17 protein-coding genes are annotated in these 17,772 nt (G+C 48.3%); 8 read left to right on the forward strand and 9 right to left on the reverse strand.

Going from position 1 to position 17,772, the window contains the following annotated elements:
- Positions 1–15: 15 nt before the first annotated feature.
- From MKY44_RS27075 to cidR, 3 genes are all read right to left on the reverse strand, one after another.
- The gene (locus MKY44_RS27075; protein WP_341009395.1) at positions 16–690 is read right to left on the reverse strand and encodes a GNAT family N-acetyltransferase; all 675 of its coding nucleotides are present in this window, start codon (positions 688–690) and stop codon (positions 16–18) included.
- 254 nt (positions 691–944) lie between these two features.
- A complete protein-coding gene (locus MKY44_RS27080; protein WP_076209665.1) occupies positions 945–1,802 on the reverse strand; it encodes a carbon-nitrogen hydrolase family protein in 858 nt (285 codons plus the stop codon).
- A 112-nt stretch (positions 1,803–1,914) separates the two neighbouring features.
- Positions 1,915–2,799: a cidABC operon transcriptional activator CidR gene (gene cidR, locus MKY44_RS27085; protein WP_341009397.1), complete on the reverse strand. Its 885-nt coding sequence runs from the start codon at positions 2,797–2,799 to the stop codon at positions 1,915–1,917.
- A 163-nt stretch (positions 2,800–2,962) separates the two neighbouring features.
- Here cidR and MKY44_RS27090 point away from each other — a divergent pair, with 163 nt between their 5' ends.
- From MKY44_RS27090 to MKY44_RS27100, 3 genes are all read left to right on the forward strand, one after another.
- A complete protein-coding gene (locus tag MKY44_RS27090) occupies positions 2,963–3,334 on the forward strand; it encodes a CidA/LrgA family protein (RefSeq protein ID WP_017691758.1) in 372 nt (123 codons plus the stop codon).
- Positions 3,331–4,011, forward strand: a complete 681-nt coding sequence (locus MKY44_RS27095) for an LrgB family protein (protein ID WP_047840819.1) — start codon at positions 3,331–3,333, stop codon at positions 4,009–4,011. Before MKY44_RS27090 ends, MKY44_RS27095 begins: the two co-directional genes overlap by 4 nt.
- A 106-nt stretch (positions 4,012–4,117) precedes the next feature.
- On the forward strand, positions 4,118–4,636 hold the full coding sequence (locus MKY44_RS27100) for an AbrB/MazE/SpoVT family DNA-binding domain-containing protein (RefSeq protein ID WP_047840820.1): 519 nt from the start codon (positions 4,118–4,120) through the stop codon (positions 4,634–4,636).
- Between the two features lie 193 nt (positions 4,637–4,829).
- On the opposite strand, the gene MKY44_RS27105 is transcribed toward MKY44_RS27100, so the two are convergent.
- Positions 4,830–5,210: a DoxX family protein gene (locus MKY44_RS27105; RefSeq protein WP_051447288.1), complete on the reverse strand. Its 381-nt coding sequence runs from the start codon at positions 5,208–5,210 to the stop codon at positions 4,830–4,832.
- Positions 5,211–5,633: 423 nt separating this feature from the next.
- Between MKY44_RS27105 and MKY44_RS27110 the strand changes: the two genes are divergently transcribed.
- Positions 5,634–5,933 carry a winged helix-turn-helix transcriptional regulator gene (locus tag MKY44_RS27110; protein WP_026081419.1) on the forward strand — a complete coding sequence of 100 codons (300 nt, stop codon included), beginning with the start codon at positions 5,634–5,636 and terminating at the stop codon, positions 5,931–5,933.
- A gap of 104 nt (positions 5,934–6,037) precedes the next feature.
- Here MKY44_RS27110 and MKY44_RS27115 read toward each other — a convergent pair whose 3' ends face one another.
- The 5 genes from MKY44_RS27115 to MKY44_RS27135 all read right to left on the reverse strand — a co-directional run bounded on the left by MKY44_RS27115 (position 6,038) and on the right by MKY44_RS27135 (position 12,216).
- Positions 6,038–7,042, reverse strand: coding sequence for a Gfo/Idh/MocA family protein (locus MKY44_RS27115; RefSeq protein WP_047840822.1), 1,005 nt, complete (start codon positions 7,040–7,042; stop codon positions 6,038–6,040).
- Between the two features lie 68 nt (positions 7,043–7,110).
- Positions 7,111–8,769 carry a glycerol-3-phosphate dehydrogenase/oxidase gene (locus MKY44_RS27120; protein WP_341009400.1) on the reverse strand — a complete coding sequence of 553 codons (1,659 nt, stop codon included), beginning with the start codon at positions 8,767–8,769 and terminating at the stop codon, positions 7,111–7,113.
- Positions 8,770–9,169: 400 nt separating this feature from the next.
- A complete protein-coding gene (gene glpK, locus MKY44_RS27125; RefSeq protein ID WP_341009401.1) occupies positions 9,170–10,657 on the reverse strand; it encodes a glycerol kinase GlpK in 1,488 nt (495 codons plus the stop codon).
- A gap of 28 nt (positions 10,658–10,685) precedes the next feature.
- The gene (locus MKY44_RS27130; RefSeq protein WP_074092664.1) at positions 10,686–11,255 is read right to left on the reverse strand and encodes a glycerol-3-phosphate responsive antiterminator; all 570 of its coding nucleotides are present in this window, start codon (positions 11,253–11,255) and stop codon (positions 10,686–10,688) included.
- A gap of 193 nt (positions 11,256–11,448) precedes the next feature.
- Positions 11,449–12,216: a GTP cyclohydrolase II gene (locus tag MKY44_RS27135; RefSeq protein ID WP_341009403.1), complete on the reverse strand. Its 768-nt coding sequence runs from the start codon at positions 12,214–12,216 to the stop codon at positions 11,449–11,451.
- 323 nt (positions 12,217–12,539) lie between these two features.
- Between MKY44_RS27135 and MKY44_RS27140 the strand changes: the two genes are divergently transcribed.
- From MKY44_RS27140 to gntK, 4 genes are all read left to right on the forward strand, one after another.
- Positions 12,540–13,814: an ABC transporter substrate-binding protein gene (locus MKY44_RS27140; RefSeq protein WP_341009404.1), complete on the forward strand. Its 1,275-nt coding sequence runs from the start codon at positions 12,540–12,542 to the stop codon at positions 13,812–13,814.
- Between the two features lie 128 nt (positions 13,815–13,942).
- Entirely contained in the window at positions 13,943–14,809 is an 867-nt protein-coding gene (locus tag MKY44_RS27145; RefSeq protein ID WP_036613110.1) for a carbohydrate ABC transporter permease, read from the forward strand.
- 20 nt (positions 14,810–14,829) lie between these two features.
- On the forward strand, positions 14,830–15,657 hold the full coding sequence (locus MKY44_RS27150) for a carbohydrate ABC transporter permease (RefSeq protein ID WP_036612996.1): 828 nt from the start codon (positions 14,830–14,832) through the stop codon (positions 15,655–15,657).
- Positions 15,658–15,939: 282 nt separating this feature from the next.
- Complete coding sequence (gene gntK, locus MKY44_RS27155; protein WP_341009405.1) at positions 15,940–17,490, forward strand: gluconokinase; 1,551 nt, start codon at positions 15,940–15,942, stop codon at positions 17,488–17,490.
- The last annotated feature ends 282 nt before the right edge of the window (positions 17,491–17,772 follow it).

The following is a 17,772-nucleotide window of genomic DNA, read 5'->3' on the forward strand; positions in this document are numbered from 1 at the left end:
TCGTTTAACATTTCTTTATCTGAACGGATTCCGCCACTCCATCAGGGCAGCATAGTTGCAGGATTCCTCATCGTCCAGATAGTCTGCGGTCACACCAACAGGCATGCGGCCACAGCGAAGCAGGAACGATATCACCGGGTCACGCCTCTCTCCCGCTGCTACCTGATCCAGATATTCCTGCGCAGACAGTTGGTCTGCAACCAAATGATAACCGGGCATTCTACCAGCACCTAGTAACCGATCCATCCCCTGAGCGATGACAAGGTGGTACATCGCCTGCATCATAAGCTGAGCCAGTCCCCATTTGCGGTACTTTGGACGAACACAGAGATCGACAATATACAGCGTGTTGCCATCTGGCTGGTGGTTACGAATATAACCGTCATCCGTTACTTCGGCCCAGGTATGACTTGCTGGATGTGCAGGGTCCCACTGCATCCGCAGCGAGGTCATTGAGCCAGCCAATTCTCCATCCACTTCAATACAGATGGCACCCTCCGGGTAATGCTGCACATGACTGGTGAGCTGCTCGTGACTCCAGAGCAGCTCTTCCGGATAAGGAGGAGGGAAACTCTCCGCCTGAATACGAATGAGCTCCTCAAAGTCGGCAGTAACATAATTGCGGACGACTGCCCTTACCCTTTTGCCACTTCGCTCCGGGTCGGTGATCAGCATTTCTTTGGTATACATGTTGCCGGGTCACCCCTTTCCACTGACAAATGAACTCCAAAACTCTGTTTTGCTTCGGTTTTAATTATGTGTTCAAAAAGGTCGGTTTTCAGTACCGAGAAGATGGGATGAAGCTAGAAATGGAGTAGCGGAGCGTAGGGAAGACTACGTGAGCAACGGACATTTCGGCTGAATTCCATATCCGATGCTGATGATGCCACTAGGCATCCTTCGTAATCAAAAGCGGGCTTTTTGAACAACCTCTATAAGGTTGCCTACTCCCAATCGGTATATAGATCAGTACGGCGGTCACGCCAGGTCGTTACCGATCCACGTTCGCGCACCTCGTACAACAAGTCCAGATCCAGATCGGCGGTCACGATCATATCGTTGTTAATCTCACCCTCGGCCAGAATGCCACGTGGCGGGAACGGAATATCATTCGGCGTAATAATTGCAGCCTGTCCATAGTTTGCACGCATGAAATCAACGGTCGGCAGGTTACCCACTGTTCCGGTTAACACAACGTACACCTGATTCTCCACCGCGCGGGCATGACTCGTATAACGCACACGGTAGAATCCGTGACGATCGTCCGTACAGGAAGGACAGAAAATCACATCAGCACCTTTGGCTTTGGCCATCCGCACAATTTCCGGGAACTCAATATCGTAACAGGTCAGCATGGCAATACGGCCTTTATCCGTGTCGAACACCTCAAGTCCATCCCCGGGAGCCATATTCCATTCCTGTACTTCGGTTGGTGTAATGTGAATCTTGTCCTGGCGCGCGATGCGACCATCCGGGTAGAACATGTGGGCTGTATTATACAGCTTCCCCTCACGTCGAATGACGTGGGTTCCCCCGATAACGTGCATACCGTACTTGGCAGCAAGTGACGTGAACAGTTTTTCATATTGCTCCGTAAAGTTTGGCAGATCCTCAATTGTCAGTGCATTGCCTTGTTCGTCCCCAATGGACATTAATTGTGTTGTGAAAAATTCCGGGAACAGCACAAATTCGGTTCCGTATTCGCTCGCTGTCCGTATGTAATGCTCAGCCTGAGCGGCGAACTGCTCAAACGAGCTGATTGTGTGCAATTGGTATTGTACAGCGGATACCCGCAGTTTCATGTTCGTACACCTCCATCATGATTATGCTTCCATTGTAACAACGATCCGGGGTCAACAAAAGAGTATTTACACTGGGCACTACAATGACAGAACAACCTTCCGATCGCTTCCCTTACTCACCCAGCATCGACTGCGTGAATCCGATCCACTCTCTCGTGGCAAAAGACAGATAGCGGTCCTTCCGCCAGATCATGCCGAGCTGCCATGGAATCGCCGGTTCCACCACGGGTATAATGCGCACGCGCATGTGGTCTACCTCACGACAAATCGTTTCCGGTAGCAAGGCTACCCCCAGATTGGCGGCAACCATCGCGCTGAGCAGATCCCACTGGGAGCTTTCATATACTACCCGGGGCTGGAATCCCGCATGCTGACAAGCCACAATAATCCGGTCATGCAACGCAAAATCTTCCCTAAACAGCACAAAGGCGTCGTTTTCCAGTTCATGCAGCGCAACCGACTCTTTCCCTGCAAGCGGATGTGAAGGGTGTACAAGCAGGTTCAGCTTCTCTTTCACAAACACAAAATGATCCAACAACTCATCCACGGTTGGCAGTACGGCAACGCCAATATCCAGTGCACCACTGATCACATCGGCCTCCACTTTTTTGGCACCATCCTCAAACAACTGAATGGTCACCTGCGGGTAGGCTTTGTGAAATTCACCAATGATCATAGGGAAAAAGCTGGATCCCACCATTGGCGGTAAGCCAATCCGCAGGTGGCCTTTCTTCAAGTTCATCAGATCGTCCAATTCGGACGAAAGACTGCGGAACGATTTTTCAATCTCCAGTGCCTGACGAAAAAACACATGGCCTGCATCGGTTAGTTCCACTTTCTTACCATAACGGTCCAACAACGTGATACCCAACTCCTCTTCAAGACTCTTGACCGTCTTGCTGATCGTGGGCTGGGTGATATACAGAACTTCGGCGGCTTTTGTGAAGCTCTGCTGCCGGGCAACTTCCAGAAAATATTGCAAATGGCGGATATCCATCGGTTGATTCCCACCTCTCATAGATAAATGGAATAGTAAACATTCTTAATATGCATTTTACTCATGAAAGAATGCAATGTAAAATTTGTGATATCAAGTAACGTTTCCATTCATTTTCATAATAACTCAAAGGATTACGTTGATTATATAAGGAGGGATTGAAGTGAAAAAGTGGGGCCTTGGTATTGCACAGGTTGCGCTCTTAATGGTTTTTTCACTGCTCATGGACCTGTTGGCCCGTACTCTCCATCTTCCTGTACCCGGTTCAATACTCGGTATGGTCGTGTTATTCATTCTGCTTCAGACCCGTGTCGTGAAGCTGCGCTGGATTGAAGTTGGAGCTGCCTGGCTGCTCGGTGAACTATTGTTATTTTTTATCCCGTCAGCCGTTGGCATTATGAACTATATGCCCATGCTGGAGCATGACGGACTGCAGATTTTATTCATCGTACTACTTAGTACTTTCCTGGTCATGTCCTGCACAGGCCTGGTTGCTACACGAATCGCCAAACGAAAGGAGCGTCACACCGGATGATTGGATTTCTCTGCCTGCTGTTAACCGTCGGTATCTATGGGGTCGCAAAACGAATGTATCGTAATCTGCCAAAAGTATATCTGTCTCCGTTGCTCATTACACCGCTGCTTGTTGTTGGCATATTGCTTGCAACCGGAACGGATTATGCCACGTATAGCAGTGGTGGCAAATGGCTGAGTCTGCTTCTCCAACCGGCCACGGTGGCTTTTGCCGTACCGCTCTATACCTTTTTCCATGTACTCAAAAAACATATTTCCGAGATTGTCTTCAGTGTCATGACCGGCTCGGTCGTTGCCGTACTTTCTTCTGCCCTGCTCGCCAAATGGTTACGTCTGGATTCAGGTCTAATCCACAGCTTGATCCCGCGCTCCATTACAACACCCATTGCCATGAACGTATCCGCCACCATCGGTGGCATACCCGCAGTGACAGCTGTTTTTGTTATTATGACCGGTCTGCTCGGAGTAATTATGGGACCTTCGATTGTCAAAATGCTGCGCATCGATGGGGAGATTGCACGAGGCACACTGTTTGGAACCGGTGCCCATGGCACAGGGACATCCAAGGCGTTTGAACTGAGTTCCCTGACCGGTACCATCTCCAGCATCTCCATGGTGCTCGCTGCATTGTTCACTTTAGCCGTTGCACCCGTACTTTCCAAACTTATTTTTCCATAATAGATGGCATTATCCCACTTTTTTGAAATATTATTGTTGTATTAAAGCCCTTTCTTCCTTACAATAAGGACAGGTTTTTAATTGTGAATATTGCGGGGGAGATGCGATGAAAAGAACCGGAATGAAGAGATCTCTGGACCGTCTTGGACGAATTGTCCTTCCCAAAGAAATGCGGGATACGATGGAAATCCATATCGGCGATCCGCTTGAGTTTTTCATTGAAGGGAAAGAGTTGATTTTAAGAAAGTACAAATCAACATTATGTATTTTTTGCGGTGATGTAGATACGGAAATGTATTTCAAAGAACAATTCATCTGCCGGACTTGTGCAATTCAATTAAAACACCCGGATGACTCTCCCGACTGGTTCGTACCTCAGAACAAACAGGCTCCTGCACCCGTGGAGCGTCCTGCTTCCAAATCCGCCCCAGTCTCATCTCCCGCTAGGGAAGAAGGGACCACAGCTGACAACCAAGAATACCCGGACCTGCGGCCAAAGACGGCACGCATGCTGCAACAGATGAAAGAAATTGTTGAACAGAATCCCGGTTTGGCTCAACAGCAAATTGCGGAAAAGCTTGGCATCAGCCAAGGACGCGTCTCTCAATTAAAAAAGTTACTATAATCAAAATGGCATTTGATCATTTATAGTCAGAAGACCTTCCGATCAGGAAGTCCCGCTGCAAGAGAACCCGTTGTTTTTCGTGGGTTCTTCTTTTTTTTATATTAAATCCATTCAATCATAAAAAAAGATGACCTATGCTCATCTGCAGCGGCCATCTCATGATATCGTTTCATATCTTCTATACATCTTTAACTTACGCCTGAATAGCGTCCATCTGGCCTTCTTCTTCCGCTTCCAATCTGCGCATACCCACAACCAGGACAATGATGTTAGCTACCAACAACACAGCCGGGAACGGAACAGCAGCATATTGTGCATAGATCAGATGACTTCCCACGGCTCCAATCAGAATGAAGGTCAGTATGCCAGAAGCCAGGATGCGAGTACGTGGAATCAGCAGTCCTACAGCACTAAGCAACTCCGCAGCGCCCAGCAGATACATGGTCCATGTCGGATAAGAGAAACTTTCGAATGTCTGAATCATCATGTCTGCTCCACTAATCTTGTTAAACCCCGTCATGACGAAAACACCTGCTAACACAACCAGAAAAACGTAACCCAAAATCTTGTTCATATGTAGATCCTCCTATAACAAATTATATGTTCCTACTATGTAATGATTATTTTTGCTGCAAATTGTAAAAAAAGAATCTATGTAAAAGTTCCCAAAGGTCACTTTGTTTTCAACCGTTCAGCCCAGTTCATTTTTCAGAATAGTACGCGTTCATATTATACGTATTATTTATCACCAACTTACTTTTGTGAAGTTAGTATATAATAATAATATAATTTCTTCAAGTAATTTTTCACTGTATGATGTATAATACATACAAAAGGTATGTTACAGTATATTTTGTAGTAACCCTCATTTACTTGGATGTCCTATATTCTTAAAGCGGCAGAAATCATGTCCTTTCATATACAACTTTGAAGAAAATAATTATGAATCGAGGTGAACACGTTGAAGCTGAAAAAAGTAAAATCACCAAGTCCCTGTATGATCACTCAAGCCATAGACATCATAGGCAAGAAGTGGGTACTGTTAATCATGTACCAACTGTTGTCCGGACCCAAGCGGTTTACGGAGCTTGAAGCAGAGATGGCGATCAGTGGACGACTTTTATCGGAGCGATTGAAGGAAATGGAGACGGAAGGTATCGTAACCCGACACATGTTTCCCGAGATACCTCCCCGTGTAGAGTATGAATTGACACCGAAAGGCAGAGCCATTGAACCTGTCATTGATCAGATCTACAGTTGGTCATCCGACTGGTTGAAACAGCAGAAATCCGAGTAGTTGAATTGCTGCTCAATAATCTCTACTCAACACAAATACGCCTGAATCAGGCTGATCTGCGGATCATTCCCTGATTCAGGCGTATTTATATTACCTTCAACCTTTTAATGAGAGAGATGTTTTGAAGGTTGAAGCTGTACAGGCAGACCGGAATCTGCCGATGCCAAGGCCGCCGTCGTAATCTCCTGTGTACGGCAGGCATCCGCATAATCGGACAGAATCCGTGAACGGTCTCCCGTACGCAGGGCGTGAATGAACGCTTCATTCTCACGCTCGTATGGATTATGTCCTGCCGGGATCTCCAGACCTGCCATCGCATGTTTTGCCGCACTTGGCAGAAGCAAACGTTCTGGCGTCCAATCCCACACGCCTGCATCCGTGTAGAACTGGAGCCCTGCGCCGCCCTCTCCATCTGGCAACAGACATGTATTGGCGATACTGGCAATCGCTCCACTTTCCAGCTTGAGCGTCACATTCGCCACATCGGCAACGGTGACATGCTCATGCTTCTCATGCATGCTTCGCTGAGCTGCTACAGCATACACTTCCGTAACTTCTCCTGCACAATACCGAAGCAAGTCTACAATATGTGTAGTCTGCTCTACGAATTGTCCTCCTGAACCGTCCTGACGCCGCCACCAGGCGACCCCTGGCATTCCGCCCATCCAGCGGCCAAGAGCCATGCCGACCGTCTGTTCTTTCATCGATTGCTGTAGGACCTGCGCGGCCTCCTGATAACGGAAATGGTATCCTACAGAGGTTAACAATCCACTCTTTTGCACCTGATCCAACACCTGACGCGGAACATCCATTCCGGTGCTCAACGGTTTCTCCACCAGGAATGGAATACCGCGGCGGATTAATTCGGACTCAATCGATCCGTGAGACATCGGTGGCACACAGATATACACCGCATCCAGTTTCTCACCATCCAGCATATGTTCAAGTTCCCCGTAACCAACAGCATCATAAACGGAGGCCATAGCCTCTGCCTTTTCGAGCGATGTTCCACAGACACTCGCAACACGAACACCTTCCATCCGTGCGAGAATATCCGCGTGTACCTTACTGAACCAGCCTGTTCCAATGATTCCGATCTGTAATGTCATGGATGTAATCCCCTCTCTATGTTACACGCTTACATGTTCCATTCGACTCTCGATCTTGAAATCCTGCCTTAGATTTTGCCGGATGCTTCCAGCAACAGCTGATCCAGTTCCTGTGTATGTTTAAGCTCTTGCTCTTCAGACCAGTTCAAACAACCTGCCATATATGAGATAACCGCTGCTTTATAGCGACGAACTTCATCAATACGGAAGAATAAATTACCTGTTCTTCGTACCAAAAAGTCAGACGGGGTTACAGCCATCTCTTCATCAATCGCGTAACGCAGCATCAACAATAGCTCCTGTGGCATGCCATGAAGCTCGGACTTGGTGCGTGGATCGGGCATTCGCTCATATATTGCCTCCACATTGGAACCATACGTGCGAACCAGCCGCTCCGCAGCAGGTCGGGCAAGCCCGAGGGCAACACCGTCCTTGATCTTGCGCTCCGCATACGATACAAATCCAGCCGATCCCCCTACATCACCGCCGGAGATGGGCATCTTCTTTGTTACACAAGGACCTATGGAATGCCCACTCTCCTGCTCCATCTGGCGTGCGACCAGATCAACAACCATCTCGGCCATTTTACGGTATCCGGTTAACTTGCCCCCGGCAATCGTAATCAGATTGGATTCGGATACCCAGACTTCATCTTTACGTGATATTTCGGAAGGATTCTTGCCTTCCTCATGAATTAGTGGACGTACACCCGCCCATCCGGATTCCACGTCCTCGGTACCAATGTGTACATCTGGAAACATGCCATTAACTGCATCAATCACATAATCGCGATCCGAATCGGAAATTTGCGGGTGTGCAGGATCATCTTGATATACAGTGTCGGTTGTTCCTACATAGGTTTTGCCATCACGTGGGACAGCAAATACCATTCGACCATCTGGTGTATCAAAATAGACGGCCTGTCTTAATGGGAATCGTTCACCATCAAAGACCAAATGAATGCCTTTGGTCATCTGCAGCGTTTTCCCCTGGCGCGAACCGTCCAATTCCCGCAGACCGTCCACCCATGGACCGGAAGCGTTGATCACCTTGCTTGCTTTTAGCGTATAGGTCTGCCCATCGATCTGATCCATAGCTTCAATACCTGTAATCTTGCCATTCTCCTTCAGGAACGCTTTCGCCTTGACGTAGTTCACGGCCTGCGCCCCACGTTTGACAGCTTCTTTCATGACTTCAATGGTGAGCCTAGCATCATCAGTCCGGTACTCCACATAGAGTCCACCACCCAACAACCCCTGTTTGCGTAATAAAGGTTCACTATCTGACACCGCTCCAGCACTCAACATTTGGCGTCGTTCACTACGCTTCACCCCGGCGAGCCGATCATACACCATCAGTCCAATGGATGTGCTGAAGCGGCCGAACGTGCCTGCCGTATAGATCGGTAACAACATCGGTTCCGGTGTTGTCACATGTGGCCCATTTTCATAAACAACAGCCCGCTCCCGTCCTACCTCAGCAACCATCTTCACTTCATATTGCTTCAAATATCGCAATCCACCATGGACAAGTTTGGTCGATCGACTGGATGTAGCTGCTGCAAAATCCTGCATTTCGACAAGCGCCGTCTTCAATCCACGCGAAGCCGCATCCAGTGCAATCCCTGCGCCAGTAATCCCACCACCAATAATTAATACGTCAAAATGTGCATTCGCCATGCTTTGCAAATATTCGGTCCGGTGTGCTGACGAGAACGTTTCTGTCATTCTTGAACCTCCTATTGATTTTCTCAATTTTTCCGTAAAAAAACAAAAAAAGGACCACGTCATTCGCTCAGCAATTGCTGAGCGGCACGTGGTCCCTCCCGATCTCCAGACATCATTTTTTAACTTGTGCCTTTATCCTATCACAGATTTTTGACGGCGTGAAGTCCTGAAATGACACATTATTCAAAAAAAATTCAAAAAGTTGTTCTGCCAAAGGATGGAATTTCAAATGAATCCACTAACCTTGTATTTTTCCTTATAGTGGTTATATATTTTGCCTTCTCCAGGAAGAATAACCCTGTAAATCATGCATCATTTTCCACCAGTAAATATCATTTCTAACATATGTTTAGTTAAAAAGTACAAATACCCACACCAAGAAATATTCATTTCATTCCTTTTATTTAAAAGCCATTGCTGCGTTAACTGCACGCTTCCAGCCTGCATACAGTTCTGTTCGTTGTTGCTCAGCCATAACAGGCTGGAAGACACGCTCCGTATTTTCATGATCGGTCAATTCATCCGCACTCGTCCAATATCCAACCGCCAATCCTGCCAGATAAGCCGCACCCAATGCTGTTGTTTCATTCACCGTTGGGCGTTCGACAGGAATGCCCAGAATATCACTCTGGAATTGCATGAGAAAATCATTGGCCGCCGCCCCGCCATCCACACGCAGAGCATGCACGGGAATACCTGAGTCGGATTCCATTGCCTCCAGTACATCCTTGGTCTGATACGCCAACGCCTCAAGCGTAGCACGAATAAAGTGTTCCTTTGTCGTGCCTCGGGTCAGGCCAAACACCGCACCCTTAACCTCACTATCCCAATACGGACTGCCCAGTCCCACAAATGCAGGTACCATATAAACACCGTCTGTGGAAGGCACACGTGAGGCGTAATCCTCGCTATCTTTTGAAGAGCGAAGCATCCTTAATCCGTCACGCAGCCACTGAACCGCAGACCCTGCAACAAAAATGCTGCCTTCGAGCGCATATTCAACCTTGCCATTCATCCCCCAGGCAATCGTTGTAATCAGTCCGTGATCGGATTGTACCGGGCTCTCTCCTGTATTCATAAGCATGAAACAACCGGTCCCATATGTATTTTTCATACTGCCCTTGGTGTAACAGCCCTGACCAAACATCGCTGCCTGCTGATCTCCTGCCGCTCCCGCAATCGGAATCCGATGACCGAAGAAATGATAATCTGTCGTATGTGCATACACCTCGGATGAACCTCGCACCTCTGGCAGCATGGCCTTGGGAATGTCGAGGATAGCCAACAATTCGTCATCCCATTGCAGATCATAGATGTTATAGATTAGGGTACGTGAGGCATTGGATATATCCGTGACATGTGTACCCCCGCTCAGTTTCCAGATCAGCCAACTATCAATTGTGCCAAATAGCAATTCACCCTTCTCGGCCCGCTCCCGGGCACCAGGGACATGATCCAGAATCCACTTTACCTTCGTTCCCGAGAAGTAGGGATCGATCAGTAATCCTGTTTTGCTTCGGAAAAGGTCTCCGAGTCCCTGCATCTTCAATTCTTCACAGATATCTGCGGTCTGTCTGGATTGCCATACCACTGCATTATAGATGGGTCTGCCTGTTTCTTTGTCCCATACCACAACGGTCTCCCGTTGATTGGTAATTCCAATTCCGGCAATCTGAACAGGTTTAATTCCGCTCTCTGCCAGACATGAAGCCATCACGGCAAGAATGGAACTCCAGATTTCGTTGGCATTCTGCTCTACCCAGCCCGGTTTGGGGAAATACTGAGGAAATTCCTGCTGTGCAATGTGCACAATCTCTCCGCCACGGTTAAACAGAATAGCTCGGGAGCTTGTTGTTCCCTGATCCAGAGCCAATATATATTTTTCCATACAGCCAACCTCCTGTTGTGGGTTCTTTTTAAGGTGTAAGCGATTTCTCGAAATGTCGGATCAGATCTGTGTTGGATGTGGTCACTGCCGTAGCCCCGACGCCAAGCGCAAGTTCAACCTCTTCCGGTGAACGGATCAATCCCCCTGCAATAATGGGTATCCCTGTACGCACAGATACTTCCGCAATAATATGCGGAATGACGCCAGGTAATACTTCAATATAATCAGGTTGGGTTTTGGCCAGCAGCAGATAACTTTTCTCCAGCGCATGGGTATCCAGCAGAAAAATACGTTGAATCGCTGTAATGCCTTTCTGCTTTGCCTTCTGAATGACACTCGCTCGTGTAGAGATCAGTCCTGCCGGGCGAATGTGCTGACACAGATACTCTGCCGCATACTCATCGTTTTTTAATCCCTGAACCAGATCTGCATGCAAAAGTATCTTCTTGTCATACCGCCGCGCCTCGTCCATTACACTCTGAAGCTGTGCAATATGGGTTTCCAGCATCACCCCATAGGTATAAGGGCCTTCAATCATCGCTTCAAACTGCTTCATGCTCTTTGCAGCCGGCAATATACGTTGTCCCTCAAATGGCACCTTGGTTCCTCCCGCATTCATCAGATGACTATATTGTATAATCCGCACTGTGGGAACGGCAAGCCATTCCGTGAATCAGAAAAATCTGAGCGCTACGCTATCATCCATGCAAAAAAAGCCGCTGTTGTACTTCTCCATAACAGAGAGTACAACAACGGCTAGCCATCTATTCGTATACGTCTATAAATAATGATTAAGCCTGCGCATGCGGAAGCAGCGTCTCTGCCCCAGCCCAACCATCATTTTCAGCCAAGTGACCGGAACGGTTCACTTTCGTTTGCAGATACTTCTCGTTAAAAGCAGAACGATCTCCCCATAGCGGAACACGTCCACCCACATTCAATCCCGCTTCCTGCAAAGCAGCCAGCTTCCGTGGGTTGTTCGTGATCAATGTAACCGGTGCGGAGCGAAGCGCACGCAATACGGCAATCGCATCGTCATAATTGCGGGCATCGTCTGTGAATCCGAGCTGCAAGTTCGCATCTACCGTATCCAGACCTTCTTCTTGCAAAATGTACGCCATGGCTTTGCTGAACAGACCAATGCCACGTCCCTCATGGTTCGCAAGATAGAACAGTGCACCCGCTCCATGAGCGGCGATCATTTTCATGGATTGCTCCAATTGGAAGCCACAATCACAGCGTTTGCTGCCAAAGATGTCGCCTGTATGACAGATGCTATGCATCCGGATCAGCGCTTCTTGTGCTTCAGCAAAGTCACCGTACACCAGAACACTGGATTGTTGACGCTCTGCCAGTTCAGCCTCAGCAAGAGATTCGATTAACTCGCCGCTCTCCATCGCTTTGTCCGATTTCATCCAGCTGTACCACTGGAATGTCTTGGTCTCCCCATCGAGGTTAACCGGAAGCTTGATTGGTCCCACCAGGTATATAAACTCTTTTCCACTCGGAAAAGTCTGAATTTTGGGGGCAAGCAGTTGAATAATATGTGAATTGATCATTGTCGTTCCTCCTGTTTAGGCCAACTTGTATGTTGATTGATTCGCATCCAGCATGAAATTGGATCACTTGGATGTTATATAGTACGTATCTATATTATTCTCATCATCATTAGTTACTTTATGTAAGTTAGTTTAGAATAAAAATTATAATGTGTCAAGTAACTTTTATTTTTAAAGTAACTACCCAATTTATGTTACGCAATCGACACAAATATGTGTTTCATTTTAGGAATATTGGGTATGAGTTTATAAACTGCTCATACACTAATGTTGTAGTCCAAAGCACTTCATGCCTCGAACTTAATGATGAGGGGGTAATACACATGATCCGCCGGAAAAGAACATGCTGGACAGCCATACTGATGGTCTGCGTCCTGCTCATATGCGGATGCTCCATCTGGCCCGGACAGGACGATTCAGCGAACAACAAAAAGGTAGCGCTTACATTATGGTACTGGAATCGTTCCATCGATGATAAGTTGATTGCCAGGGCTAAGGAAAAGTTCCCCAATATCGAACTGACAGCTCAGAAAATCGGCGGTGATTTCAAAGCAAAGCTCAAAACAACACTCGCTGCACGCTCAGGTGAACCAGACATTGTGGCATTGAACGACTGGATCATGGAGCTATTCCCCAGTGAGGACCGTTTCTATAATCTGTATGATCTCGGTGCAGGCGATATTGAAGACCAATATCTGCCGTGGAAATGGAAGCAAGGTGTTACGCCAAGCGGACAGATGATTGGTTTCCCGATGGATACGGGGCCAACAGCCCTCTTCTACCGAGAAGATCTGTTCAAGGAGGCCGGATTGCCATCTGATCCCGAAGACGTTACACGCCAGATCAACAGCTGGGATGCATATGCTGCTGCCGGAGAACAGCTCAAGGAAAAATTCGGAGGCAAGGTTTTTCTAACCGACAATATTGCAACCGTTTACAATCAAGTCATATCGCAGTCTGCGGAGCGTTATTTCCGGCCGGACGGGTCCTTTATCGGCATGGATTCCCCTATTGTGGGCAAGAGCTGGGATACGGCCGTTGCTTTCAAAGAGAAGGGACTGCTAGCCAATGCAGATGGCTGGACTCCAAGCTGGAACGCCGCGATGAATAATGGCGAAATCGCCTCTTTTGTAGGTGCCGTCTGGATGAAACAAGTGCTTCAGGAAGCCGCTCCGGATACATCTGGGAAGTGGCGGGTCGCTCGGGCACCGGGGGGAGATGGCAACAACGGGGGATCATTCCTGTCCATCCTGAAGTCGAGTGAACATCCTCAGGAAGCCTTTGAACTGGTTCGCTGGCTGCAAAGTCCCGAAAATCAACTGGAGCAATATCAGACATTGAATCTGTTCCCTTCTGCACCAGGTGTGTTTGATGATCCTGCCATGAAAGAAAAAGAACCTTTCTTCGGTGGACAGGCGACAGGGCCTGTATTTGCCGAATCGGCACAGGATGTGCCGGATGCTTTCTTTGGCGAAAGATATCCATCCGTACACAACATTATCACTCGACGGCTGAATGATGTCGCGAAGCAAAATGCCGATCCACAGCAGGTCTGGACGGATACGGTACACCGCGTCGAGCGGGAATTGCAGCGTTAACCTGAACAACGTGTGGTTTCGTTATCCGCAAAGGAGGAATTCATATGGCTGTAACTGAACCTCGTCTTACTCCCGATCCCGGAAATGCAAGACCTGATCTGGATCGGCAGAAGTCACTATGGGCGAGAATGTGGGAACATCGTGCACTCTATGTTGCGATATCGCCGTTTTATATTCTGTTTGCGGTATTTGGGCTGTTCCCAATCGGGTTCTCACTCTATCTGGCTTTTCATAAATGGGATGGCATCGGTGTCATGACGTTTAACGGACTCAACAATTTCAAATACATGCTGACCGATGCCGAGTTCTGGCAAGCCGTGGGCAACACGTTCATGATCTGGATCTATTCGACGATTCCGATGCTCTTCTTCGCCCTGATTATTGCCTTTTTGCTGCATGCACCATTTGTGAAGTTCCGGACCCTGTTTCGGGTCGGTTATTTTCTGCCAAACGTCACATCCATTGTAGCGGTAGCCATTATCTTCGGTGCTTTATTTGCCAACAATTATGGCTTTCTCAATTATCTGTTGCAGTCGGTCGGGCTACCGGTTGTGGAGTGGCTTAATGCACCATGGGGCATTAAAGTCGCAATCTCCTCCATGGTGGTCTGGCGCTGGACCGGATATAACGCCGTCATCTATCTGGCCGGACTTCAGAGTATTCCGCAGACATTATACGAAGCGGCCAAGATTGACGGCGCATCAGCGATACAGTCGTTTTTCCGAATTACAATTCCGATGCTGCGTCCTGTGATCCTGTTTACAGTCATTACATCAACGATTGGCGGTATGCAGCTTTTCACTGAGCCGCAAGTATTGGTAGGTAATGATGGTGGCGCAGGTGCAGCAGGCATGACGATTGTATTGTACCTCTACCGTGAATCCTTCATTAACAATTACTTCGGATATGGCGCTGCCGTTGGTTGGGGCATGTTCCTCATTATCGCCCTGTTCTCGATTGTGAACTGGAAGCTTGTTCAAGGCAAATCATCCTGATGTGATAAGGGGGAGCGCACATGGCGACCAAACACCTCAAATCGCTGGTGTTGTATACCGGTCTTATCGGGGGCATGCTCATATCCATGTTCCCGTTCTATTGGCTGATTGTAATGTCCACCCGGACAACGTCCGATATCTACAAGTTCCCACCCCAGCTCTGGTTCGGCGGTGAACTGTGGAATAATATTACGCGGGTGTTGCAGCAGATTGACTTCTGGGGCGCCTTTCTGAATACGTTGTTTGTGTCAGGCCTTGTGACCATTCTGGTGCTGTTTTTTGACTCACTGGCGGGGTTTGCGTTTGCGAAGTTTGAATTTCCCGGCAAAAAGTGGCTCTTCATCCTGCTGCTCGCCACCATGATGGTACCTTCCCAGCTGTCGCTGGTGCCTTCCTTCGTACTCATGGCTACGTTCGGCTGGGTCGGTTCCTTCAAAGCCCTCATTATTCCGGGCATGGTGAACGCCTTCGGTATCTTCTGGATTCGCCAGTATGCGACAGAGTCGATTCCGAACGATCTGCTGGATGCAGGTCGGATCGACGGCTGTAATTTCTTCCGACTTTATTGGAACGTGGCGTTGCCGATTTTGCGACCTGCCTTTGCTTTCCTCGGCGCGTTCACCTTTATCGGCGTATGGAATGATTATCTGTGGCCTTTGATCGTCCTGACGGATGAACGCAAATACACGTTGCAGATTGCATTGTCTCAATTAAACGGACTGTATAACACAGACTATGCCATGGTTATAGCTGGTACGTTGCTTGCCGTCATTCCGCTCATCGTTATGTTCCTGTTCATCAGCCGTCAGTTTATTTCGGATATCGCCGCAGGAGCGGTGAAGGATTAAGGATCGAGATTGACGTAACCTGCTCCATTTTGATCCATCCCTCAAGTCTGATATTCTTATCTATAGATGAAATAACAGATGCCATATAAGTTGGATGAATGGCGCCACGTACGCGAAGGGGACAGAAAGGGCCTGAAGAAATGGAGTTAAAAGCTTTCCAGAGGAAAGCTACTTCGAAAGCATATGCTTCGCATTTACGTGATCAGAAGGCTTTCTGTTCCCGAAGTGTTAACGTGTAACAGCATTCATTCACTTATATATTTAAGAAAGAGGGATGACAAAATGGCTTCTTCACCCTATATGATCGGCGTAGATATCGGCACGACCTCCACCAAGGCCGTCTTGTTTGAACAGAACGGAACCATTGTGGCACAAGGCAGTGCCGATTATCCGCTTCACACCCCCACACCTGCGATTGCGGAGCAGGATGCGGAAGATATTTTTAAAGCAGTCATTACATCAGTTAAACAGGCCACTTCCAAAGCGGGAGTGAAGCCAGAGGAGATCCTGTTTGTATCCTTCAGTTCGGCCATGCACAGCATTCTGCCTGTCGATCAACACGGCAAACCGCTGATGCGGGCCATGACTTGGGCAGATAATCGCAGTGCCGAGTGGACCGAAGTACTCAAATCGGAGATGAATGGTCACGAAATCTATCTGAGAACAGGTACGCCGATTCATCCGATGTCCCCTCTCACCAAGATCATGTGGCTCACCCGGGATCAACCGGAACTGTTCCAACAGACGCACAAATTCATATCCATGAAAGAATATGTCTTCTATAAATTATTTTCTGAATACGTCATTGATCACTCCATGGCCTCCGCCACCGGACTCATGAATCTGGAGAAACTCGACTGGGATGCAGAGGCGCTACATGTGGCGGGCATTACGCCGGAACACCTCTCCCGATTGGTCCCAACCACACATGTGCTGAAACATGGATTGCACCCGGAGTATGCCAAGGAGATGGGCATTGCGGTCACCACACCGTTTGTCATCGGGGCAAGTGATGGCGTGCTCTCCAATCTGGGCGTTAACGCCATTGATCCAGGCGTCGTGGCCGTGACCATTGGTACCAGTGGAGCGATTCGTACAATCGTAGATAAACCGGTGACCGATCCAAAAGGACGTTTCTTCTGTTATGCGCTCACGGAGGATGCCTGGGTCATTGGTGGACCGGTGAACAATGGCGGTGTTATTTTCCGCTGGATTCGGGACGAGTTTGCGGCTTCCGAGGTGGAGACGGCGAAAAGACTTGGAATTGATCCATATGAAGTGCTCACTCGTGTTGCGGAAAATGTACCTCCGGGTTCGGAAGGTCTCTTGTTCCATCCGTACATGACAGGTGAGCGGGCTCCGCTCTGGAATCCGAACGCACGTGGCTCGTTTTTCGGCCTGACGCTACATCATAAGAAAGAACATATGATTCGCGCTGCGCTCGAAGGTGTATTGTTCAACCTGTATACGGTCATGCTGGCAATCGAAGAAAAGATCGGCCGTCCGAAAAAAATCCAGGCGACAGGCGGCTTCGCCCGCTCTGAGTTGTGGCGCCAGATGATGGCCGATATTTTCGATCAGGATGTCATCATCCCCGAAAGTATTGAAAGCTCCTGTCTCGGCGCAGCCGTACTGGGCTTGTACGCCCTTGGCCGCATCGATTCCCTGAGTGCCGTCTCCGGCATGATCGGATCAACGCATCGGCACCAACCAGACCCGGACAGTGTCCGCGTGTACCGTGAACTGCTGCCGATCTTCATCCGCATCTCCCGCAAATTCGAAGAAGAGTATGCGGATATCGCCGCTTTTCAGAATAAGACGATGCAAGGGTAGGGAAGGCGTGGGATGTTACACGTAGAAGATTCAAAAAGTCGAACATAGAATACGCTAACGAATCGTAGACGTCTTATTTGAAGCTTTTAGCATGTTTTCAAAATCTAACGAACCTGAGACACCTTATATCGGCTTACATGGGCACAAAACTGCTCTAAAACCTAATATGTAGCCAATTAACGTGTCTGTGGTTCGTTAGAATCTTGAATTCACGAAATACCTTCCAATAGCGTGCGTCTGGTTCGTTAGAATTAATACGAGATGCCGTAAGTTAAAGAGGCC

The sequence above is a fragment of the Paenibacillus sp. FSL R7-0026 genome, from assembly GCF_038004485.1.
GTDB classification, from domain to species: Bacteria; Bacillota; Bacilli; order Paenibacillales; family Paenibacillaceae; genus Paenibacillus; species Paenibacillus xylanexedens_A.